We start from the raw sequence: 22,947 nt of genomic DNA, 5'->3' as shown, positions 1-22,947 counted from the left end.
CTGCTGGTCGCGGCCAGGTCGCTGGCGATCAAGCCGATCTGGCCCGTCTTGTGCACTATCTTCGCTATTGAGTGTCTTAATGACACGTTTTGCCGTCTATATCGGCGTTGAGGGCGGGTACGTGCCACGAGGGGGGGAGTTCACCATGCTGCGTCTGTGTGCAGTAATGCTGCTGTGTCTGCTCGATGGCCTCGTTGCGGTGCAGGTCAGGGCTGACAGCGACTGGAGTGTGGGCTTTCACGTGCTGACCATCGCTGACCCGCTCGACGAGCAGGCGATGCAGGCCATCGCGTTTTACCCCTCCAGTGCGGACGATCAGGTCAGCCCGGTGCGTGGCTACCAACTTCAGGCCAGCAAGGATGCGCCGGTCGCCATGGGGCGGTTTCCGCTGCTGATGCTGTCGCATGGCAATACCGGCACGCCACTGGCGATGCATGACCTGGCCACAGCGCTGGCGCGCCAGGGCTTTGTGGTGGTCGCGGTGGTGCACCCTGGCGACAACGACCGCGACCATAGCCGCCTGGGCAGCCTGAGCAATCTGTACGGTCGCCCGTTGCAGATTTCTGCGGCGATTACCGCCACCCTCGACGACCCGTTGCTGTCGCCTTATCTGAGCGCCGAGCAGGTTGGGGTGATTGGCTATTCTGCCGGTGGTGAAACCGCGCTGATTCTGGCCGGTGCCCGCCCGGACCCGCAGCGCTTGCGCACCTATTGCCTCGAACGCCCCGATGATCAGGATGCCTGCCGCACCCAGGGCTGGCTGGTGGCGGACCGTGACGACCTGCAAGCCGAGGCCGATCCGCGGGTCGGTGCGTTGATGCTGATGGCGCCGTTGAGCCTGATGTTCGGCCGCCAGACCCTCAGCGACGTCCATGTGCCGGTGTTGATGTATGCCGGCGAAGAGGACCGCCTGTTGCCGCTGGACAAGAACGCTGAAGCGCTGGCGCGCAAGCTGCCCAATGCGCCGGATTACAAGCGCCTGGCCGGTGCCGGGCATTTCGTGTTCATGGCGCCGTGCACCGATGAGCAACGCGCGACCACGCCGGTGCTGTGCAACGACCCCGACGGGGTCGATCGCGAGGGTATCCATCGCACCCTGAGTGCCGAGGCCGGGAAGTTCTTCAGCGATGTACTGGGCGCGGCAAACAGTGACAGCTCCGGAATGCAGACCGCACGGCACCAATAATCATCAAATGCCCGTAGGAGCAGCTTTAGCTGCGAATTCGCCGCTTCGCAGCTGAAGCTGCTCCTACGCGGATGTTTCCAATGACCGCAGATAGTCGCCGAACCCGCCTTGGGCACGGGGGTCGAGGCGGGCGCTAGTGGTCACTCTGGGGCGGCAGCTCCAGGCGATCCGGGCGCCGCTGAGCTCCAGTTCGCGGACCAGATGCACATCTTCATGGCAGGCCAGCGCGGGAAAGCCACCGGCCCGCTGATAGGCCTGCGCGCTGACTCCCAGATTGGCGCCGTGTACATGACGGTGACCTTCACGGTGCTGATAGCGGCGGTGGTACTCGATCCTGGCGGCTTCACAATAGCCTTCAGACCACTGACCCAGCGTCACCGTGCCGCAGACCGCATCGGCCTGTAACGCCAGTTGCTGGTAAAGCCAGTCCTCGGCGACATTGCTGTCGCCGTCGGTGCAGGCCAGCCAGCGCGAGCCCAGGCCGATCAGTTGCCGCGCACCGGCAGCGCGGGCCTGGCCGACATTACGGGCTTGCAATTCAAGGATCATCACCCCGCGGTCACGGGCGATCTGTGCCGAGCCATCGGTGCAGCTGTCGAGCACCACAATGATGCTCACCGGCTCATGCTCAAGCCCCGGATGGCGAGCCGCTTGCTGGATCGTTGCCAGGCACTGGTCCAGATGCTGCTCTTCATTGTGGACGGGAATCAGCACGCCGATCACGGTCAAACTCCTGTTGGGCAATTGAATCCTGCCGGCGAGCGAACACTTCCAGCACAAAATCCGTTTCGCGGTGCAGGCAAACGCGCTGCAACGGCAGTTGCTCAGCTACCAGGCGGTGGACTTGCTCAGCATCCAGCGGGCAGCCATCGATAACCGGGCGCCAGTGGCAGGCGAGCAAGTGGCCGTTGTCACTGAGCGAGTCGTCCATGCGTTTTATGCAGGTGCGCAAGTCGGCTTCATCAAGGTAGTAACCCACCTCGCTGAACACGATCAGATCGAATTTTTCTGATGGCCAGTCTTGCGGCAGGCGACCGTGCATGACAGTCGCATGCGGGCTGTCCTGCAGGCGCTGACGAGCCAGGGTGACCGCACGGGCCGACGTGTCGCAGGCCAGCAAGCGGTCACAGCGGGTCGCGAGCAGGGCGCTCAACTCGCCATTGGCGCAGCCGGGCTCGAAGATCGACCGGTAGTGCTGGTGCGGCAATGCGGCGAGAGTCAGGGCGCGCTTGCGTTGTTCGTACCAGCGTTGGCGAAATGCCCAAGGGTCGTCATTGTCTTCAAACAGGTGCTCAAAGTAGTCGTCGGTCACGCTCATATAAACACCAGTTCGAAAGGTTGCAGCAGCCGCTGCAAGGCCCAGTCCGGCAGGATGGGCGCAAGTCCCACGGCCGGATCGCCCTGCAGTTGACTGACGAACGCGCCGACAGCATCGCGTTTGCGTTGCAGGGTGGCCGGGTCGAGTAATACCTTGCGGGCCCGCTCCCAGGGCAGGCGCTGATCGTCCGGTTCAGCCCAGTGCCAGGCCCAGATCGGCACTTCAACCAAGCGGGCGCCACTTTGCAGGCAGGCGGCTGCGCAGGCGCGACCCACTGCCTCATGGTCGCCATGACCGTCGCCACGCCAGGTGCTGAACACCACATCGGTGGTATGCAACCGATCGGTCAAAAACCTCGTCAGGTCGGCTTCTTGCTCGGCCACAGCGGTGTCGCTGATGCCCAGCCGCTGCCAATCCAGATCGGCGGGCAAGTCCAGACGAGCCAGGGCCTGGACGCTTTCCTGAGGGCGTTCAATGGCCAGGCGCTGGGCCGACCAGTTGGAGGAGCCGGGATGGCTGGCGGTGCCGTCGGTGACCGAGACCAGCAAAAGGTCACGCTGCAATTGATGTAGCTGGCTCAACAGCCCGCCGCAGCCCAGCACCTCGTCATCCGGGTGGGGCGCGACGATCACGGCGCGATGGGCGAAGGGCACCAGCAGGTCGGCACTGATCGCCGCCACGGCGGCCAGTTTCTCCGAGGCTTGCCAGGCGTGCAGCGCAGTGCCACGGCCCTGGGCGTCATCGCTGACCACAAATCCGTCGTTCATAACCGCCACCCGCGGTGCGCTCTGGTCTGTACAACCTGTTCACCCAGTGTTGCCAGATCACGTTCAGCATGGCTTTGGCGGATGAATACCGGCAAATCGGCGGCCATCCGGGCAAACCCGGCGTCCTTGCAGTAAGGGCCGGCACCCAGCGCCCGGCCCACATGCTGGATCACGGTCTCGACCGTGTTTTCTACACTGGCCCGGCAGCGGCGGGCCAGCAGTTCGCAATTATTGACCGTTCGGTCGTCAAGCTGTTTGGCGGCGTCTTGCAGAACTAGGCTGGCACTGGACAATGCGGCATCTACCGCGCCCAGATGTGCCAACCCGTGGGGCTCGGGGCGCTTGCTCAACTGCGCTGGCAGCGACAACGCCAGCGCACTGGCCGCGCCATACCAACACGCGGCGATGCCAATCGCACCCTGCCAGAAACCGGGGCGTTGCAGATAATCACCCGGCCCGCCAACCGCCCAGCCGCTGGCCTGGTCGAAGCGCACCTCGACACTTGCTGTTGCCGCCATGCCGACCGCATGCCAGCCATCCTCAGTGACCTGTACACCCGTTTGCGCCAGCGGTACGGCCACCAGTTGCTGGCGATCCTGTTCATCCCAGGCGGTCACCAGTGCATGGCTGAGCACCGCAGCGCCGCTGCACCAGGCTTTCAGGCCGTCGACCCGCAACCCGGCGCCGGCAGCGCTGACCCGCAAGCGGGCCTGCGGTGGCTCGGCCGCCCACATGCCCCAAGTGCTGCCGTTAGGCACCGCAGGGGCATCCAGCTCCTGGATAATTGCCAGCGCGTCGGTATGCCCTTCATACAGCTTGCACAGACCCAGGCTATGGCCCGCCACCTCGGCCAGTGCCTGCCAGCGAGCCAGCGTCTGGCCGCTGGCAGGCAAGGGCAGTTGATCCAGCCCCTGGCTGACCATCGCTCGCAGGCACTCGCCCAGCCCGGCACTGCCGGCCCGGGCGAGCTCATGCTGGCTGAGCAAACGCTCCAGCGCGTCGATCATTCCTGATCTTCACGCTGCAGGCCGAACAGCAACAGCGACCGCGCGGCGACGCCATACTGCGTACCGAACTCCAGACGTTGTTTGCGCGGTGCATCGTCCTGGCGGGTATCGATCAGGCAGGTGTAGTGGGTGCCTTGCGGGACTTCCGGCAGGGTAAAGTCCACGTCTTCGTGATGGGCGTTGACCACCAGCAGCAGGGTGTCGTCGGCACCGGGGCGGCGGATACCGGTCTCCTGGGCGCGACCATCCATGAGCATGCCCAGGCAGCGACCATGGCGGTCATGCCACTGCTCGATGCTCATCTCACTGCCATCCGGTGCCAGCCAAGTGACGTCCTTGACCCCGATCTCCTCGTTGTAATCACCAACCAGGAACCGGCTACGACGCAGGATCGGATAGCTCTGGCGCAATTTGATCAGGCGCTTGACGAACTTGAGCAAGGCCTCGCCATCACTGTCGAGGTTCCAGTTTACCCAGCCGATTTCGCTGTCCTGGCAATAGGCATTGTTGTTGCCGTGCTGGGTCCGGGCGAACTCGTCACCGGCGACCATCATCGGCGTGCCCTGGGCCAGCAGCAGGGTGGCAAAGAAGTTGCGCATCTGGCGCAGACGCAGGGTGTTGATGTCCTGATCGTCAGTCGGGCCTTCCACGCCATGGTTCCAGGACAGGTTGTTGTTGCTGCCGTCCTGATTGTTTTCGTCGTTGGCTTCGTTGTGTTTGTCGTTGTACGACACCAGGTCGTGCAAAGTGAAACCATCGTGGGCAGTGATAAAGTTTACCGACGCCTGTGGCCGCCGACCGCGCTGGTTGAACATGTTGCCCGATGCGGTCAGGCGTGCGGCGAAGTCTGCCAACTGGCCTTCATCGCCTTTCCAGAAGGCCCGTACCGTGTCGCGGAACTTGTCGTTCCATTCCATCCAGCCCGGCGGGAAACCACCGACCTGATAGCCGCCCGGCCCGCAATCCCAAGGCTCGGCGATCAGTTTGACCTGGCGCAGCACCGGGTCCTGGCGGCAGGCGACCAGGAAGCTGTGACGCTCGTCGAAACCGTCGTGGTAACGGCCCAGAATGGTTGCCAGATCGAAGCGGAAGCCGTCGACATGCATGTCCGACGCCCAATAGCGCAGCGAATCGGTGACCATTTGCAGCACGCAAGGGTGGCTGAGATCCAGGGTGTTACCGGTGCCGGAGTCGTTGATGTAGAAGCGCTTGTCGTCCGGCATCAGACGGTAGTACGAAGCGTTGTCGATGCCGCGCATCGACAGGGTCGGGCCAAGTTCGTTGCCTTCGGCGGTGTGGTTGTAGACCACGTCAAGAATCACTTCCAGGCCGGCTTTGTGATAGTGGGCGACCATTTCCTTGAACTCGGCAATCTTGCCGTGGGCCAGGTAGCGCGGGTCCGGGGCGAAAAAGGCGATGCTGTTGTAGCCCCAGTAGTTGGTCATGCCTTTTTGCAGCAGGTGCTGGTCGTTGACGAACGCATGGATGGGCAGCAACTCCACGGAGGTCACGCCCAGCTTGCGCACGTGATCAATGACCTCCGGGACCTTGAGGCCCAGGAAGGTGCCCTTGAGGTCGTCCGGGACCGCCGGGTGCAGTTTGGTGTAGCCGCGCACGTGGGTCTCATAGAGGATGGTCTTGTCCCACGGGGTGCTGACCCGCTGGTCGCGGCCCCAGGTGTAGGCCGGGTCGATGACCTTGCTCTTGGGCACGAACGGCGCGCTGTCGCGCTCGTCGAAGCTCAGGTCGCCATCGGGATGGCCGATGGTGTAACCAAACAGTGATTCAGACCATTTCAGTTCGCCGACCAATTGCTTGGCGTAGGGGTCGATCAGCAGCTTGTTGTGGTTGAAACGATGACCGTTGCCTGGGTCATAAGGACCATAGACCCGATAGCCATAGACCAGCCCGGGGTGCGCGTCGGGCAGGTAGCCGTGGTAGATCTCGTCGGTGTACTCGGGCAGTTCGATGCGTTCGAGTTCGACCTCGCCGCTGGAGTCGAACAGGCACAGCTCGACCTTGGTGGCGTTGGCCGAGAACAGCGCAAAGTTGACCCCCAGGCCGTCCCAGTTGGCGCCCAGAGGGAAGGGCAGGCCTTCGCGGATGCGTGGGCCCAGTGGTTTGTACTCGCTGCTGTCAGGGGCGGATTTATTCGACGACGTGCTCATGGTTGTTTCCTGAAAACGTTGATTTGCGGGCGATCAGTGCCGCTACCGCAACCAGAAGCTGCGATACGCGTGAAAATGTCGGGGTTATCGGGTGTAGCCGAGGCTGCGCAGGCGTCGAGCAACCGTGGTGGTGCTCGACGCTGCGCGCCATGGGCTTATGAAGCGGCCGGCTTGCGCGGCTTTTTCACGGCGGCGGGCTTGCTGGCAGGCTCGCTTTGCGGCGTCGCCGTAGTAGCGGCGGGTGCTGGCTTGGGTGCTGGTTTGGCTGCGGGCTTGGCAGTAGCGGGTTTGCCAGCCTTGGGCGCAGGTTTAGCAGCCGGCTTGCTCGCTGGCGCTGCTTTGCCCGACGCTTTGCCGGCCGGCTTGGCATCTGCCTTGGCATCCAGAGCACCGTCGATTTTGGGCAACCTCGGTTTGCTGGCACTGCGTGCAGCGGTTTTGTCAGGCGCCAGGGCTTCGGCTTCGGCCAGCTTGCGCGCCATTTCCCAATGGCGCTGGTCATTGCCGTTGGGCCGGCCCTCGGACTCCCATATCTGGTAGGCAAACTCGCGGATTCTTTTTTCGTCGGCACTCATTCTTCGACACTCCCGGCTTTTACTAATTTTGAACAAACAAATTTACGGAAAATTCCTTGAGCGCTGTACTGACTGGCAGTTGCTTGCCATCCAGTGTCAGGCTTTCGCCAAACAGGCCTTGCCAGGTCTGACCGGGCTCGGCAAACGGCAGGGTGATCCGCGTGTCGCTCCAATCACCGGCTTGTATGAATGGAGTTGGTGCGGTCCCCAATAGTTCAGAGAAGATGCGCGGCACGACGACAATCGCACGCACCCCGTCCAGTTCGCGAACAAAAGCCACCACCCGATCCGCCTGCTGGCCACTGACCGGCAAGGCTTGATAAGTCCCTCTGGCAAACAGTGCCGAGTGCTGGCGGCGAACCTCCAGCACCCTGGCGATCAGTGCCTGTTTGAGGCGACCGTCACGCCAGTTGAGCAGCAAATCACTGATGCCAGGCTGCTGCGTCAATGCCCGGCTTCGTGCAGCGTAGTCCACCGGACGACGGTTGTCGGGGTCGACCAGGCTGAAGTCCCAGAACTCGGCGCCTTGATACAAATCAGGCACACCTGGAACGCTCAGGCGCAGCAGCACTTGGGCAAGGCTGTTCAGCGCGCCGGCGGGGGCGATGCGCAGGGCAGTGGCACCCAGCGACTGGCGCAGCGGCTGCGCCTCGTCAGCCAGCAGCAGGCGTTCGAGGAAGCTCCGGCAGGCACTCTCATACGCCTGGTTGGGCGCAGCCCAGCTGCTTTGCAGTTTGGCTTCGCGCAGGGCTTTTTCCTGCCAGCGTATCAGCCGTTCGAGGTACTGAGCGGTTGCCTCTTCGCCTTCCAGATCCAGCGGCCAACTGCCGAGCAGCGCTTGATAGAGCATCAACTCGTCGCCGCCACTGATAACGCTCTCGCCGTCCTTGAGCGGCTGCGCCAGTTGCCGCCAGCGCTCGACCTGTTCGGCGTACCAGCCGGAACATTCGCTCAAGACCGCCAGACGGGTCCGGCTGTCTTCACCGCGCTTATGGTCGTGGGTGGCGGTGGCCAGCAGGTTGTCAGGGAAGAATTGGTGACGTTGCTGGCAGGCCTGGTGGAAGTCTTGCGGCGGCGCGCTGAAATGGCCCGGATGAAAGCCCACATCATTGCGCGACAGCAGCACCGCCGAGCGATAAAACGAGGTGTCCTCCACAGACTTGGCGGCCACTGGTGAGGTCAACTGCTGAAAGCGTACACAGGCATTGCGGTACAGCTTGCGCAGCTTGCCGCGCGGTAGCGAGCGCCATGTGGTGCCGCCCAGCCAGCGTTGCAGCCAGTCGAGCACCGGCCAGTCACCTTCGTTCAGGCTGCTGCGTGCGCCTTGCATCGCTTGCTCGAAGAAGCGCTCGTCTTCAGCACTGCGCCCGCAAACGCTGATGTAGGTGCGGTACACCGGAAAGTGGCAGATGAGCGCCAGCAGCGCGCGGCGGATCGCGCCCAGGGTCAGGTCACGGCTCATCAGGTCGCTGCGGGCCAGTTGCAGCAGCCCTTGGGCGAGATTTTCAAAGTCGCCGGCCAGGCTGCCGTGCAGCACCAGGTCACGGGCCAGGCGCTCTTCGTCGGCAAATACCGCGCTACGTTCGCTGATCCGGCTCCAGAGCTCGGCCAGCGGCTGCGCGCCGGCAGGATCATGTTGCAGCAGTGACACCTGGTTCATGAACTCATAGCCGGTGGTGCCGTCGACGCTCCAGTCATGGCGCAGTTGCTCATCGGCCCCCAGGATCTTCTCGACAAAGATCGGCAGGTGTTCAAGGGGCGCATGGGCGGGCCGCTGCGCCAACAAGCCCTGTACCCGGCGGTGCAGCTTGCGGCAGTAGCCGCGTGGGTCGGCCAGGCCGTCGACGTGGTCGATACGCAGGCCGTCTACCAGCCCCTCGGCAATCAACTGGAAAATCTTGCCATGGGTGGCTTCGAACACCGCCGGGCGCTCAACACGCAGGCCGCCCAGTTCATTGATGTCGAAGAAGCGCCGCCAGTTGATGTCGTCACCGGCGGTGCGCCAACTGGCCAACCGGTAGTGCTGGTCTTCAAGCAGCGCGTGCAAACGCGCAAAACCATCAGGCTGAGTCGAGTCGAAGGCTTTCAGCGCCTTGTGGATGGTTTTGAGCAGGGACTGATCAGCCACCAGCTCAACCAGTTGCGTACGCAGTTGCCGGGCACGCTCGTAAGCCTGAGGGTACTGCGCAAGTTTGGCGAAGCGCTCGCTGAGTTCTTCCAGGCGCGGATCCTGGGCATGCTGCAAAATCGCGTCATAGCTGGTCGGGCAGATCGGGAAGTGGTGCTGGTAATGCTCGATATAGAAGCGCCCATCAGTTTCATCGAAGCGCAGTGGAATTTCCCCACCTTGCAGCGCTGGGCCGTAGTCATTGCCCAGAAATGGCAGCAACAGCTGGCCCTTGAGCAGCGGGTCTGGCGAATGCCACTGAATATCGAAAAAAATCGCGTACGGGCTGCCGCGCCCCCATTCCAGCAGGTCCAGCCACCAGGGATTGTCGGCGCCGCCGACAGCCATGTGGTTGGAAACGATGTCGAGGATCAGGCCCATCTGGTGTTCACGTAACGTGGCAACCAGTCGCCGCAAGGCCGGTTCACCGCCCAGCTCGGGGTTGATGACAGTCGGGTCGACCACATCGTAACCGTGCATCGAGCCTGCCCGGGCCTTGAGCAGCGGTGATGCGTAGATATGGCTGATGCCCAGGCGGGCGAAATAGGGCACCAGGGCAATCGCGTCATCAAGGGTGAAATCTTTGTGGAACTGCAAGCGTTGGGTAGCACGCAAGGGAATCGGGTGGTTCATCGGTCACGCTCCGCAGCTTGCTGACGCGCCTGGGATAACAGTTCAAGGCGGCGTGCAGCGTCTTGCTGGTCCAGCAATTGATTACTGAGCGGCTCCAGCCGACGTCGCCAGTTGGGGTGGCTGTCGATGGTGCCAGGCAGGTTGGCCTGTTCGAGCACGCCCAGCGCATCTTCCACAGGAAGCAATACCAGTGGTGCGCGGGTATGGCCCAGGTAACGGATACTGGCGTCGATAATCAGGCCGCTGTCGTCAGTGTCTGGCGCAAAATTGTGATTGTTCTGGCTCAAGGCTTGGCGCAGACCGTCGTATTCGCGGCCACGCTCCTCGCGCCAGTGATGTTCTGCCTGCTCATCGACATGGCCCACGCGGCTGTGCCATTCGATATCCAGCTCGTTGATCCAGCCGGCCAGGGTCGGCAGGTCATGAGTGCTGGTGGTGGCCAGCGCGTCTGGCGACCAATCGAGAATTGGCTTGAATTGGCCGTTGTGCTGTTCGAACAACAGCACCCGCATGCCCAGAATGGCCCGCGCTGACAGCTTGTCGGACAGCCCCTCAGGGACAGTACCCAGGTCTTCACCGAGCACGATTGCCTGGTGCCGTACCGACTCCAGGCACAGCAGGCGCAGCAGGTCGTCTAGCGGGAAGTTGAGGTACGCACCTTCTTTGGGCGAGGCGCCGAGCGGGATGACCCACAGGCGTTGCAAGCCCATCACGTGGTCGATGCGCAGGCCGCCTGCGTGGGCAAAGTTGGCACGCAGCATTTCGATAAAGGCCCGAAAACCGTTGCGCTTGAGGCCCTCCGGCGAGAAGGCAGAAATGCCCCAGCTCTGGCCGGCACGGTTGAGAATGTCGGGTGGTGCGCCCACGGTCAGCGCCGACAGCAGTTCATCCTGACGGCTCCAGGCCTGGCTGCCCGCGCCATCGGCGCCGACCGCCAGGTCGGCAATCAGGCCGATGCGCATGCCTGCGCTTTTGGCCGCGACCTGGGCACGCTCCAGACCCCTTGCCACCAGCCACTGGGTGAACGCATGAAAGCTGATGTCATGGGCGTGGGCCGCGGCAAACAAGGCCACTGCCTGGCTGCGCGGCTGCTTGAAATCTTCTGGCCACTCGTGCCAGTTGGCGCTGATGCCCAGTTGCGCGGATGCTTCGCGGATCGCCTCGAAGCGGCAGTGATTCTCCAGCGCTTCACCGCCGGCATGGCGAAAGCTGTTGAAGTCTTCCTGCAGCGGATGATCACCGGCACTGAAGCCTTCAAAGAGCTTGCGCAGCACCTGCCACTTGGCCTTCGCCGCCGCTGGCCAGTCGATCAGCGTGAGTTGCTCAAGCTGCTCCAGGGTTTCACGCTGGCCGCTGTCTTCAATGGCCTGGCGCCAGGCGCGCTCGCCCAACAGCAAGGCGGGAGAGGCATACAGGCTGTTGAAAAACAGCCGGCTGGACGGCGAGTAGGGGCTATAACGCTGCGGGTCATCGGCAAACATGGCGTGCAGCGGGCTGATCGCCAGCGCATCGGCGCCACGTTCGCCGGCGGTGCGGGCCAGGCCTTCCAGCGCCTGGGTGTCACCAAAACCGCCATCACCCTCGCGGCGCAGGCTGTACACCTGAGTGGTCAGGCCCCAAGCGCGCGGCACCTCATTCTGGCAGGCCATGGCCATGCTGTAGCAGGTCAACGGCGCAACCGCGATCGTCAGCTGTTGGCCGACGATATCGAGCTGCTGATAGCCCACCGGGGTAATGGCCGGCAGGTTGGCATCCGCGTCCAGGCAGGACTGGATCGAGGTGCCATCTTCCAGATGCAGGGTAAAAGGGGTCTCGGGCTCGAACCAGGCCGAGAGGTCCAGCGGCCTGTCGACATCAACCGTCAATAACGGCGGTGCCTGACGACCATGGTGTTCGGTCTGCACCCGCAGCAGGCTGGCATCAATGGCCTCGCGGCTATGCGCCGGGTAACCAAGGGCGTCGAGTACCTTGCGCAACACCTCGGGGCTGACGGTCTGTGGCCTGGCATTGGCGTCGACCCAATGCACCGACAGGCCGACTTCGGTTGCCAATTTTTCCAGTTGCTCATTGCTCATCCTGAATCTCCGCAACGTCATGGGCTGACAGGCTGACAATGGCTGTCCAGGGTTCGAGGCTGCCGTTATGCCAAGGTTCGATCGACGTTGGGGTGCTGGCGAAAATCAGCTCGGCAGGGCTGGCCGGTGGCAGCTCGACCGGCTGTTCAGCAAGGTTCAGGTCGATGCGCAGGATCTGACCGTCTGCCATTTTCCAGCGTGCACTGACCACCCCGTCGGCCAGCACTTCAGCGCCCAGAGCAAAGGCACCGGGCAGGCGTGGCACGATCTCGCGGTGGCGGGTTTCCAGCAGTTGTTGATAGAAAGCCAGCCATTGGCGGTGTTCCAGCCCTTGCTCGGTGTCCAGCTCCAGGGCCGCCAGAGCCGGTCTGGAGGCCTCGAAGGTCTGCGCGTCGTTCGGGTCCGGAATCCGTTCGCGCTGATGCGGGTCGGCAAACGCGGCAAAGTCAGCAAACTCGTTGCGTCGGCCTTCACGCACCGCATCGGCCAGCTCGCCATGATGGCTGGTGAAAAACAGGAACGGCTCGCGCGCGGCCCACTCATCCCCCATGAACAGCAGCGGAATCATCGGCGACAGCAACAACAGCACGGTGGCGGCGCGCAGCGCCGGGGCAGGGGCCAGGCGTGGCAGGCGCTCACCCAGGGCGCGGTTGCCGATCTGATCGTGGTTCTGCAAGAACAGCACGAAGGCGCTGGGCGGCAGGTGCGCGCTGGCTTCGCCGCGCGCGGCACCGTGCCGGTTGGTCTGGCCCTGATAGACAAAGCCCTCACTGAGCAGGCGTACCAGTTTGTGGGTCGGCTGTTCGGCGAAATCCTGATAGTAAGCATCGGTCTCGCCGGTCAGCAGCACATGCAGGGTGTTGTGCCCGTCGTCGTTCCATTGTGCATCAAAGCCCTGTTCAAGCAGGCTGGCCTGGTTGAACTCGTTTTCCAGATTCAGCCAGACATGCCGGCCTGGTTCGATACCGGCGCGCACCTGGCGAGCGAAGTCTTGAAGAAAGTCCGGGTCGTTGATGGCATGCACTGCATCCATGCGCAGGCCGTCGAAGCGGTACTCGTTAAGCCACATCAGTGCATTGTCGATGAAAAAGCTGCGCACCTCGGGACGACGAAAATCGATGGCCGCGCCCCACGGTGTGTGCACGTCCTCGCGGAAGAATGCTTTGGCGTATTGCCCCAGGTAATTACCGTCCGGGCCAAAGTGGTTGTACACCACGTCAAGGATGACCATCAGGCCGTAGCCGTGGGCGGCATCGATCAGCCGTTTGAGCTGTTCGGGCGTGCCGTAGGAGGTCTGCGGGGCATACGGCAGCACGCCGTCGTAGCCCCAGTTGCGATCACCGGGGAACTGCGCCAGCGGCATCAGTTCAATGGCGGTCACTCCCAGCTCTACCAGGCGTGGCAGGTGTTTTTCGACGCCGGCATAGCCACCGAGTGCACCCACGTGCAGTTCATAGATGACCGCCTCGTGCCACGGGCGGCCTTGCCAGCCGGCGTGTTGCCAATGATAGGCAGCCGGGTCGACGACCCGGCTGGAGGTGTGCACGTCACCGTTCTGGGCGCGCGATGCCGGGTCGGGCACCTGCAGTTGATTGTCGATCAGGTAGTGGTAACCGGTGCCGGCAGGACAGGCCGTCTCCAGTACGAACCAGCCATCGCCCTGCGCCGGCATTGCCAGCGCCTGAGCGTTGTCCAGCAGCAGGGAAACGTTTTGTGCATCCGGTGCCCAGAGGGCGAATCGTGTGTGTTGCCGGTCCTGCATAACGGCGCCGTGGCGCCAGGCAGGTTCTGTACGCAAAGGCATCCGCGACCTCATTTCTCAGTAGTGCAGGGCAACGCCCAGATTTTTCTTCAACAGGTCCTGATAAAGCTCAGCGTAGGGTTCGACCGCCTGCTGCCAGTTGAACGGTGCGGCCATGGCGCGGCAGCGCATCGCGTTGAGCAGGGTGGTGTTTTCAAAGACTTTGAAGGCCCGGGTCAGGGCGTCGGTGTAGCTCTCGACCGTGGATTCGTTGAACAGAAAGCCCGTCACACCGTCTTCGATGGTGTCAGCCAGGCCGCCGGTGTTACGCGCCACCGGCAGCGAACCGAAGCGCTGCGCGTACATCTGGCTCAGGCCGCAAGGTTCGTACCGCGACGGCATCAGCAAGAAATCGCTACCGGCAAACATGCGCCGTGCATCGGTCTCGTTAAAGCCCACCCGGACACTGACCCGGCCGGGGAAGCGTGCCGCCAGATCACGCATGGCCTGTTCTTCTTCCGGCTCGCCACGACCGATGATTGCGATCTGCCCGCCGTTGGCGACGATGTGTTCGGCCACACCAATGGTCAGGTCCAGACCCTTCTGGTAAACCAGCCGGGAGACCACGGCAAACAGCGGGCCTTTGGAGGGTTCCAGCTCAAACAGCTCGCGCACGTAGTCGGCGTTGATTTCCTTGCGCAGCCATTCATTGGGTGCGAAGTGGCAGATCAAGTGTTTATCGGTGGCGGCATCCCAGCTCGAATCGATCCCGTTCGGGATGCCGCTGAGCTTGCCCTGTTCAGCCTTGCTCTGCAGGAAACCTTCCAGCCCGCAACCGAAGTCGGCCGTGGTGATCTCCTTGGCATAGGTGGCGCTGACCGTGGTGATGTGGCTGGCATAAGCCATACCGGCCTTGATGAACGACAGCTTGCCGTAGAACTCCATGCCTTCGGGGGTCAGTGCCTGTTCGGGCAAACCCAGCTCACGTGCCGTGGTCGGGCTGACCGTGCCCTGGTAGGCCAGGTTATGGATGGTGAAAATGCTCGGTGTGGTCTGTCCGCGCCAGCGCATATAGGCCGGCGCCAGGCCTGCCGGCCAGTCGTGGGCATGCACCAGTTCGGGGCACCATTGGGTCTTGACTGAACCGGCGGCGAAGTCGGCGGCTGCCAGGCCCAGGCGGGCAAAGCGGATGTGGTTATCGGACCAGTCGCGGCCGTTGACATCGCCGTAGGGCGTGCCCTCGCGCTCGTACAGTTCGGGACAGATCAACACATAGATGACCAGACCGTCTTTCATGTCCATGCGTCCGACCTTGCACGGCGGCAGTGCCGCATAGCCGCCCAGTTCACTGATGATGTGGATCGGGTTGCCGCTATTGATCACTTGCGGGTAGCCGGGAATCAGCACACGGACATCGTGCAGGTGACGCATGGCCCTCGGCAGTGCCGCTGAAACATCGCCCAGGCCGCCGGTCTTGACCAGATCAGCCAGTTCCGAGGTCACAAACAGCACCTTGCGGCGGTTGACCTGGGAAATGGTGTGCTGAGGCAATGCTGGTGTGGTCGGCAAATGCAATAAAGGCATTTGCGACCGGCTCAGAACCGGATGATTCAGCTCGCTGGCCGGCTGACCAAAACTCTCTCCCTGCTGGGTTTTTACAGCGGCGCTTATCATCGTGTTCTCCCAATTAATACAGTGTCGGTGCAGTTCTGAAGTTGCTCCGGACCATGTCCTGCGGCCGGACGCACAAGTTCACGCAAGATCAGTACCCATTTACTGTCTGACGCAGCTTCAAGGACAGGGTGATGACGCCGTTTATGAGGTCATTGCTCAGCATAGGCGGGTCTTATCAGATGACCCGGCCGTTTTTCAGAAGTTTCGACTTTTTTACCGGGAAATGTCTGGACCGAGGCTGCGGCGCATTCAGATTGACGACATCTTTGGCATTGAGAGGGGAAAAACTGATTGGCCAGACGCCCGGATGCTGAGAAACAGAGGCTTGTTACCGGTCGTCGGATAGTTGCTGGCGCACCGCGCGCTGCCTGCTAACAGGGCGTTTTCGGACCCTGTTTGCACCGTCAGGCACCCGAATGCCAAATGAGGGTGCGCTGTTTAATTCACTTTGGTGCAGTTGAACAGGCGGGCTGTTGAAGTCCTGTTGCTGGAGGCACATCTGGCGCCGAAATCGGCCTGCGAGAACATTGTCTGAAAATTCCTGCATACCGATTGAACGACTTTCATCTACGAAGCGGTAGAATCCCCGGCTACGTCTGTCAGACGCGAACGATTGTTTTAACGAGGATGCCAATGCAAACCCCAGAGGTCCTGGTCCTGCAAGCAAGCTATACCAATCCGGTTCATGCCGAAGCGCTCGGCACGCTGCTTAATCACTACGCCGAAGATGTCATGGGCGGTGGTGAATCCTTGTCTCTCGACACCCGTCAGCAACTGGCCAGTGAACTGGCCAAGCGTCCCCATGCCTTCAGTGTGTTGGCGTTCATTGCCGGTGAGCCGGTAGGGCTGGTCAATTGCTTCGAGGGTTTCTCCACCTTCGTCTGCCGCCCGCTGGTGAACATTCATGATGTGGTGGTGCTGTCTTCCCATCGTGGCCTGGGCATCAGCCAGAAAATGCTTGCCAAGGTCGAGGAGATTGCCCGGCAGCGTGGCTGCTGCAAGCTGACGCTCGAAGTGCTGGAAGGCAATGAGGTGGCGAAGGCCGCTTACCAGAAGCAGGGTTTTGACGGGTATCAGCTCGATCCGCAGATGGGGCGTGCGATGTTCTGGCAAAAGGTGCTGTAACGGATGTTTTTCGGGTTGCCAGGCTGTCTGCAAACCCGGAGACTTGCGCGCCTTGCTGGCAGGGCTGGGTGAGGCAGAGGCGGGCAGTGCTTCAGTGGCAGATCAACGCAGGGGATCTGCCACCGCGACAGCGGGTCAGCGATCAGGCGATCTGCTTGCCCTGGCCGCCAAACTGGGCCTGCTCCAGCAAACGGGTCATTTGCGCCAGCTTGTGCTGCAATTGGGCGCGTTCTTCTTTCAGGGCGCGCAGCTCGTCGCGACGGATAGTGACGTACAGGGTTTGTGGTGCAAGTGTTTGAAGTACAGTGCCCATTGCTCACCTCGCAAATGGCGGATTCAACGTCAGAAAGGCTTGTGGCAATGACTGTCGAACTCCCTGATCCGCCCTTGCCTGACACCTTTGTCGGCCGGGATTCTGATTTCTTTTGCGTGTGATTGGAACTTTTTTATTTTTGATTGTCGCGTGACTTTTACCGCTATTGGCACCAACCCCAATGACTACGCCGCTAAGCCCGGCTTTTTGATTGGCGGGAACCGATACATCAGCCTGTAACACTAAGTTGCATGCCTCGAAGCTTCGTATAACGTGAAGCATTCTTACTTTGAATTTGTATCAGGAGCAGCACCTCATGCAACTCGGGATCGTGGGTTTGGGCCGCATGGGCGGCAATATCGCCAGACGTTTGATGAAAAATGGCCACAGCACCGTGGTCTACGACCGTGACGAGGCCTCGCGCGCGACCCTGGCCGCCGAAGGCGCCAGTGCAGCGGCCGATCTGGCCGGCCTGGTGGCGGGCTTGCAGGCACCACGTGCGGTCTGGGTCATGCTGCCAGCCGGTGACGCTACGGAGCAGACCATTGAAGCCCTGAGCCAGTTGCTCGAACCCGATGATGTGATCATTGATGGCGGCAACACGTTCTATAAAGACGACATTCGTCGCGCCGCCAGCCTGGCCCTCAAGGACCTGCACTACGTGGACGTCGGTACCTCCGGCGGCGTATGGGGGCTGGAGCGTGGTTACTGCATGATGATCGGCGGCGAGAAAGCCATCGTCGACCGGCTCGACCCGCTGTTCGCCACCCTGGCACCGGGTATTGGCGATATCCCGCGCACCCGCGACCGCAAGGCTGAGGACCATCGCGCTGAGCAAGGCTATATCCATGCCGGGCCGGCCGGTTCCGGGCATTTTGTGAAGATGATTCACAACGGTATCGAATACGGCATGATGCAGGCCTTTGCCGAAGGCTTCGATATCCTCAAGCAGAAGAACTCCGAGCAACTGCCTGAAGAGCAGCGCTTTGACCTTAACGTGGCTGACATTGCCGAAGTCTGGCGGCGCGGCAGCGTGGTTTCGTCCTGGCTGCTGGACCTGACGGCCGACGCATTGGCCAGTGATCCGAACCTGGACGCCTACTCAGGCTCGGTCGCTGACAGCGGTGAAGGGCGCTGGACCATTGAGGCCGCCATTGAGCAGGCGGTACCGGCCCCGGTACTGACCAGCGCCTTGTTCGCGCGCTTCCGTTCGCGTCAGCAAGCCACTTATGGCGACAAGATGCTGTCTGCCATGCGCTTTGGTTTTGGTGGTCACAAGGAGGTCAAGTAAATGGGTTTGACGCAGCGTTCCGAGGCCGAGAAGACTCCGCAAGTCGCACCGCCAACCACGCTGTTTCTGTTTGGTGCCCATGGTGACCTGGTCAAGCGCCTGCTGATGCCGGCGCTGTATAACCTGACCCGTGACGGGCTGGTGGATGACAACCTGCACATCGTCGGCGTTGACCACAACGCCGCGACCGATCAGCAATACACCGCCAAGCTCGAAGCCTTCATCCGTGAAGAAGGCGCGAAAAAAAATGCCGAGGGCGGCGAGGTCCTTGACCCGCAACTGTGGGGGCGGCTTGCCGGGCGCATCAGTTACATTCAGGGTGACTTCCTGGACGACGCCACCTACCGCGATATCGCCAGCAAGATCGAGAGTACCGGGACCGGCAACGCGGCGTTCTACCTGGCGACGGCGCCACGCTTTTTCAGCGAGGTGGCGCAGCGCCTTGGCGCAGCCGGGCTGCTTGACGAGCGTGAAGGCGCGTTTCGCCGGGTGGTGATCGAAAAGCCCTTTGGCTCGGATCTGGCCAGCGCCGTGGCGCTGAACGAGTGCCTGCTCAAGGTCATGGGCGAAAAGCAGATCTACCGCATCGACCATTACCTGGGCAAGGAAACCGTCCAGAACATCCTGGTCAGTCGGTTTTCCAACGGCCTGTTCGAATCATTCTGGAACAACCATTACATCGACCACGTGCAGATCACCGCCGCTGAAACGGTCGGGGTCGGCACCCGGGCCGGCTTCTACGAGAACACCGGTGCACTGCGTGACATGGTGCCCAATCACCTGTTCCAGCTGCTGGCGATGGTGGCCATGGAGCCGCCGGCCGCGTTCGGCGCCGATGCGGTGCGTGGTGAAAAGGCCAAAGTGGTCGGCGCTATCCGGCCCTGGAGCGAGATGGAGGCATTGGCCAACTCGGTGCGCGGTCAGTACACCGCCAACAAGAGTGCTGACCTGGTCGGTTACCGCGAAGAAGAGCGTATCGAGCCGGACAGCAACACCGAAACCTATGTTGCCCTCAAGGTGATGATCGACAACTGGCGCTGGGTGGGCGTGCCGTTTTACCTGCGTACCGGCAAGCGTTTGAGCACCCGCAGCACCGAGATCGCGATCTGCTTCAAGCCGGCGCCTTACGCGCAGTTCCGCGACACCGACGTCGACCGCCTGCGGCCCAATTTCCTGCGGATTCAGATCCAGCCCAACGAGGGCATGTGGTTTGACCTGTTCGCCAAGCGTCCCGGGCCAACCCTGGACATGGAAGACATCGCGTTGGGCTTTGCCTACAAGGATTTCTTCGAAATGCACCCGTCCACTGGCTACGAGACGCTGATCTACGACTGCCTGACCGGTGACCAGACCCTGTTCCAGCGTGCTGACAACATTGAAAACGGCTGGCGTGCGGTGCAGCCGTTCCTTGATGCCTGGAACAAGCACCCTGAAGTGCAACCTTACATTGCCGGAGGCAGCGGGCCTGAAGCGGCGGATGAGCTGCTGCGCAACGATGGTCGTGAATGGCGGCAGATCGATGGCTGAAGACCTTCAGCCAGCGATCCGCCTGCTGCTCAGTGACCTGGATGGCACCTTGTTGCAGCCTGACCACCGCCCGAGTGCCGCGACCATCGCGGCGATCGGACGTCTGCGCCAGGCTGAGATTGCCTTTAGTGTGGCCAGCAGCCGTCCGCCACGGGCCATGCGCGAGATCGTCGAGATGCTCGGCATCGACGTGCCTTATGCCGGCTTCAATGGCGGCACCCTGATTGGTACGGACGGTCGCGTGCTTGCCGCGCATCATATCGACCCCGATGCGGTACGCACTTGCTTGCAGGTATTTGCCGGGGCCTGCGTGGATGTCTGGGTGTTTGCTGACGACCAATGGTTGCTGCGCGACCTCAACGGCAGCTATGTCGGGCACGAGCGCAGCGCATTGGGCTATGACCCGGTCCCGGTCGACAGCTTCGAGCCCTTCCTGCCTCGCATCGACAAAATGGTCGCTTCAAGCGCTGATTTCGAGCTGCTCAAGGCTCTTGAACACCAGCTTGGCGAATTGTTGCAAGGCCAGGCGTTGGCCGCGCGGTCACAGGACTACTACCTCGATATCACGGCCATACAGGCCAACAAGGGTCAGGCCTTGCAGAGCCTGGCTGCGCACATTGGGGTGAACATCGAGCAAACCGCAGCGATTGGCGATGGTCATAACGATGTGGCCATGTTTCGTGTGGCCGGTTTGTCGATTGCGATGGGCCAGGCGCAGGAGGATGTCCGTATTCAGGCTGACCGGGTCACCGGCAGTAATACAGAAGAGGGCGTGGTGCAGGCGATTGATCGCTATCTGCTGCCAGGCCGCTGACAGGAGTGCTCCGGCTGTGGAGCCTCCGGTCAGCAAGACGGGGGAAAACCATGGCTGCGCTGATCGAAGACTACGCCTTGTTGGGCAACTGCAAGACGGCGGCATTGGTGTCGCGGGATGGTTCACTGGACTGGTTGTGTTTTCCGCGTTTCGACGCCGGTGCCTGTTTCGCCGCGTTGCTGGGGGACAGCGACAACGGTTGCTGGAAAATTGCGCCGGTTGAAGCAGTGTCAGGCGTCGAGCGGCGTTACCAGGACGGTACTTTGATTCTGGAGACCGAGTTCCGCACCGCCAGCGGCCGCGCCAAACTGGTCGACTTCATGCCTATGGACACCACCGGTCATGTGGTGCGCAGTGTGGTGGGGCTCGAAGGAACGCTGGAGTTTGTCATGGACCTGGCGATCCGCTTCGACTATGGCAGTACCGTGCCGTGGGTTGAAAAGCGTGAGCCGCATACGCTGACCGCGGTTGCCGGCCCGGAAATGCTGGTGCTGCGCAGCCCGGTCGATCTGCACCCCAGGGACCATCACACCGGCAGCCGGTTTGCCGTCACTGAGGGAGAGGTCCTGACCTTTTGCCTGGGCTGGCAGCCCTCCAACGAAAGCCTGTATCCGGCGCTTGATACCCAGCAGGCTCTGGAGGCCACCACACGCTTCTGGCGTGATTTTTCCGGGCACTGTCCTGACGTTGGTCCATGGAGTGAACAGGTCAAGCGCTCGCTGATCACTCTTAAAGCCATGACTTACGCACCTACCGGCGGCATCGTTGCGGCGGTGACCACCTCGCTGCCCGAAGAACTGGGCGGTGAACGTAACTGGGACTACCGCTACTGCTGGTTGCGTGATGCGACCATGACCCTGCTGGCCTTTATCAACCTCGGTTACCTTGAAGAAGCCACCGCCTGGCGCGACTGGCTATTGCGCTCGATTGCCGGTAACCCGGAGCAGATCCAGATCATGTACGGCCTGGGCGGTGAGCGGCGTCTTCAGGAGTATGAGTTGCCCTGGCTGGCAGGTTATGAAGGTTCGCGGCCGGTGCGGGTCGGAAACGGTGCGGCCACTCAAATGCAGCTCGACGTCTACGGCGAGGTGGCCGACGCCATGAGCCAGGCTACGGCCAGCGGCATGGCGCAACACCCGCGTGGTATCGGTATTTCCAGGCTGGTGATGCCGTACCTGGAAAAGATCTGGCGCCAGCCTGATGCCGGCATTTGGGAAATCCGTTGCGAGCCACGCCATTTCACCCATTCCAAAGTCATGGCCTGGGTGGCGTTCGACCGTAACGCCCGGCAATTGACCAGCACTGCAACCAGCGAACGCGACCGCCGGCTGGCGACCCGCTGCCGGGAAGTCGCTGATCAAATCCATGCCGATGTCTGCAGCAAAGGCTTTGATAAGCAACTCAACAGCTTTGTGCAGTCATACGGTGCCAAAGAGGTCGACGCCAGCTTGTTGCAGATCGCCCTGACCGGCTTTTTGCCTGCTGACGACCCGCGCGTTATAGGCACCGTGCGCGAGATCGAAAACAAGCTGCTGCAAGACGGCTTGCTGTTGCGCTACGACAGTGAACGGGCGGCCGATGGAGTCAAGGGCGGCGAGGGCACCTTCCTGGTCTGCTCGTTCTGGCTGGCCGATGTGTATGTGTTGCAAGGCCGGGTTGATGAGGCCAGGGCATTGTTCGAGCGGCTGTGCGGGTTGTGCAATGACGTCGGCCTGCTGGCTGAGCAATACGACGTCAAAGACCGGCGCATGCTGGGTAATTTCCCGCAGGCGTTCAGCCATATCGGCATCATCAACACCGCCTTGAATTTGCACCGTGCTGCCAGCCGTTGCCCGATAAAGGCGCGTAGCTGTGCGCAGGTGGTGTAGCTGTAAAGCTGGCTCCCACCGGTCCAACTGAACAGTCTTGGTGTCAGCCCGCCTTGCGAAATGTCAGGTTTATCCGCTGCGCGCCCAGCAGCGGATGTTCGCCTTCGGCAACCGGCAGGATGCCATGAAAGCGCAGGCGGTCGGCACCGCCCCAGACCAGCACGTCGCCATGAAAGAGCGGCACGCGCAGGGGCTTGTCACTGCGCTTCAGGCCGCCGAACTGGAACACTGCGGGTAACCCCAGCGAGACCGAAACCACCGGCCAGCGGTGGTCGCGTTCATCTTTGTCCTGGTGCAGCGACATTTTCGCGCCGGGCACATAGCGATTTATCAGGCAGGCATCCGGCTCGAAGCCGGCAAAGCCTGCCTGTGCGGCGGCTTCACGAGCCAGAATGCGCCAGGCGTCGGGCATCGTCGGCCAGGCTTGACCGGTCAACGGGTCGACAGCGGTGTAGCGATAGCCATGCTGATCGGTGATCCAGCCCAGCGCGCCGCAGCAGGTCATCGCCGCTGACATCCGGTAGCCGCCAGGGGTGGACATGTGCCGGAGGGGGGCGGCAGCCTGAAGTTGCTTCAGCAGTGCCAGGCAGCTCTGCGCTTCAGGCAAAGCGAAGCCGCGCAACACCACGGCGGACGGGCCGATGGTTTCGCGGCCCTTGGGTGTGTCGTCGGCAAACAGATCGAAATTCATCGCAGGA

18 protein-coding genes are annotated in these 22,947 nt (G+C 62.0%); 6 read left to right on the top strand and 12 right to left on the bottom strand.

The features are described 5' to 3' along the window. The first annotated feature begins 145 nt into the window (after positions 1-145). Positions 146-1,186 (top strand): dienelactone hydrolase, encoded by a 1,041-nt coding sequence (locus NRB16_RS06050; protein ID WP_257105739.1) that lies wholly within the window; start codon positions 146-148, stop codon positions 1,184-1,186. 63 nt (positions 1,187-1,249) lie between these two features. On the opposite strand, the gene NRB16_RS06045 is transcribed toward NRB16_RS06050, so the two are convergent. From NRB16_RS06045 to glgA, 10 genes are all read right to left on the bottom strand, one after another. Continuing rightward, entirely contained in the window at positions 1,250-1,909 is a 660-nt protein-coding gene (locus NRB16_RS06045; protein ID WP_045491020.1) for a glycosyltransferase family 2 protein, read from the bottom strand. After that, the gene (locus NRB16_RS06040; RefSeq protein ID WP_257105702.1) at positions 1,878-2,504 is read right to left on the bottom strand and encodes a class I SAM-dependent methyltransferase; all 627 of its coding nucleotides are present in this window, start codon (positions 2,502-2,504) and stop codon (positions 1,878-1,880) included. Before NRB16_RS06040 ends, NRB16_RS06045 begins: the two co-directional genes overlap by 32 nt. Beyond that, positions 2,501-3,271, bottom strand: coding sequence for a PIG-L deacetylase family protein (locus NRB16_RS06035; RefSeq protein WP_257105701.1), 771 nt, complete (start codon positions 3,269-3,271; stop codon positions 2,501-2,503). Before NRB16_RS06035 ends, NRB16_RS06040 begins: the two co-directional genes overlap by 4 nt. After that, the gene (locus tag NRB16_RS06030; protein ID WP_257105700.1) at positions 3,268-4,278 is read right to left on the bottom strand and encodes an acyl-CoA dehydrogenase; all 1,011 of its coding nucleotides are present in this window, start codon (positions 4,276-4,278) and stop codon (positions 3,268-3,270) included. The genes NRB16_RS06035 and NRB16_RS06030 overlap by 4 nt, the downstream gene beginning before the upstream one ends. Further along, positions 4,275-6,446 carry a glycogen debranching protein GlgX gene (gene glgX, locus NRB16_RS06025; RefSeq protein WP_045491030.1) on the bottom strand — a complete coding sequence of 724 codons (2,172 nt, stop codon included), beginning with the start codon at positions 6,444-6,446 and terminating at the stop codon, positions 4,275-4,277. Before glgX ends, NRB16_RS06030 begins: the two co-directional genes overlap by 4 nt. A gap of 155 nt (positions 6,447-6,601) precedes the next feature. After that, positions 6,602-7,021: a DUF2934 domain-containing protein gene (locus NRB16_RS06020; RefSeq protein WP_257105699.1), complete on the bottom strand. Its 420-nt coding sequence runs from the start codon at positions 7,019-7,021 to the stop codon at positions 6,602-6,604. Positions 7,022-7,043: 22 nt separating this feature from the next. Beyond that, positions 7,044-9,821 (bottom strand): malto-oligosyltrehalose synthase, encoded by a 2,778-nt coding sequence (locus NRB16_RS06015; protein WP_257105698.1) that lies wholly within the window; start codon positions 9,819-9,821, stop codon positions 7,044-7,046. Then, on the bottom strand, positions 9,818-11,896 hold the full coding sequence (gene malQ, locus NRB16_RS06010) for a 4-alpha-glucanotransferase (RefSeq protein WP_045491039.1): 2,079 nt from the start codon (positions 11,894-11,896) through the stop codon (positions 9,818-9,820). Before malQ ends, NRB16_RS06015 begins: the two co-directional genes overlap by 4 nt. Further along, entirely contained in the window at positions 11,886-13,700 is a 1,815-nt protein-coding gene (treZ, locus tag NRB16_RS06005; protein ID WP_257105697.1) for a malto-oligosyltrehalose trehalohydrolase, read from the bottom strand. Before treZ ends, malQ begins: the two co-directional genes overlap by 11 nt. A gap of 15 nt (positions 13,701-13,715) precedes the next feature. Further along, the gene (gene glgA / locus NRB16_RS06000) at positions 13,716-15,311 is read right to left on the bottom strand and encodes a glycogen synthase GlgA (protein WP_257105696.1); all 1,596 of its coding nucleotides are present in this window, start codon (positions 15,309-15,311) and stop codon (positions 13,716-13,718) included. 633 nt (positions 15,312-15,944) lie between these two features. Here glgA and NRB16_RS05995 point away from each other — a divergent pair. Then, on the top strand, positions 15,945-16,436 hold the full coding sequence (locus tag NRB16_RS05995; protein ID WP_045491051.1) for a GNAT family N-acetyltransferase: 492 nt from the start codon (positions 15,945-15,947) through the stop codon (positions 16,434-16,436). Between the two features lie 142 nt (positions 16,437-16,578). On the opposite strand, the gene NRB16_RS05990 is transcribed toward NRB16_RS05995, so the two are convergent. Then, the gene (locus NRB16_RS05990) at positions 16,579-16,749 is read right to left on the bottom strand and encodes a DUF6026 family protein (RefSeq protein WP_144403304.1); all 171 of its coding nucleotides are present in this window, start codon (positions 16,747-16,749) and stop codon (positions 16,579-16,581) included. A 295-nt stretch (positions 16,750-17,044) separates the two neighbouring features. Between NRB16_RS05990 and gnd the strand changes: the two genes are divergently transcribed. The 4 genes from gnd to NRB16_RS05970 are packed head-to-tail and all read left to right on the top strand — an operon-like array spanning position 17,045 to position 22,249. Further along, positions 17,045-18,040, top strand: coding sequence for a phosphogluconate dehydrogenase (NAD(+)-dependent, decarboxylating) (gene gnd / locus NRB16_RS05985; protein WP_257105738.1), 996 nt, complete (start codon positions 17,045-17,047; stop codon positions 18,038-18,040). Then, positions 18,041-19,567, top strand: a complete 1,527-nt coding sequence (gene zwf / locus NRB16_RS05980; protein ID WP_045491057.1) for a glucose-6-phosphate dehydrogenase — start codon at positions 18,041-18,043, stop codon at positions 19,565-19,567. Further along, positions 19,560-20,381: a Cof-type HAD-IIB family hydrolase gene (locus tag NRB16_RS05975; RefSeq protein ID WP_045491060.1), complete on the top strand. Its 822-nt coding sequence runs from the start codon at positions 19,560-19,562 to the stop codon at positions 20,379-20,381. The genes zwf and NRB16_RS05975 overlap by 8 nt, the downstream gene beginning before the upstream one ends. 50 nt (positions 20,382-20,431) lie before the next feature. Then, positions 20,432-22,249 carry a glycoside hydrolase family 15 protein gene (locus NRB16_RS05970; RefSeq protein WP_045491063.1) on the top strand — a complete coding sequence of 606 codons (1,818 nt, stop codon included), beginning with the start codon at positions 20,432-20,434 and terminating at the stop codon, positions 22,247-22,249. Positions 22,250-22,292: 43 nt separating this feature from the next. On the opposite strand, the gene alkB is transcribed toward NRB16_RS05970, so the two are convergent. Beyond that, positions 22,293-22,940, bottom strand: a complete 648-nt coding sequence (gene alkB, locus NRB16_RS05965) for a DNA oxidative demethylase AlkB (protein WP_253112399.1) — start codon at positions 22,938-22,940, stop codon at positions 22,293-22,295. Positions 22,941-22,947 lie beyond the last annotated feature (7 nt).

It is taken from the genome of Pseudomonas sp. LJDD11 (assembly GCF_024584215.1).
GTDB lineage: Bacteria > Pseudomonadota > Gammaproteobacteria > Pseudomonadales > Pseudomonadaceae > Aquipseudomonas.
This window is presented reverse-complemented; position numbering and strand designations above follow the sequence as displayed.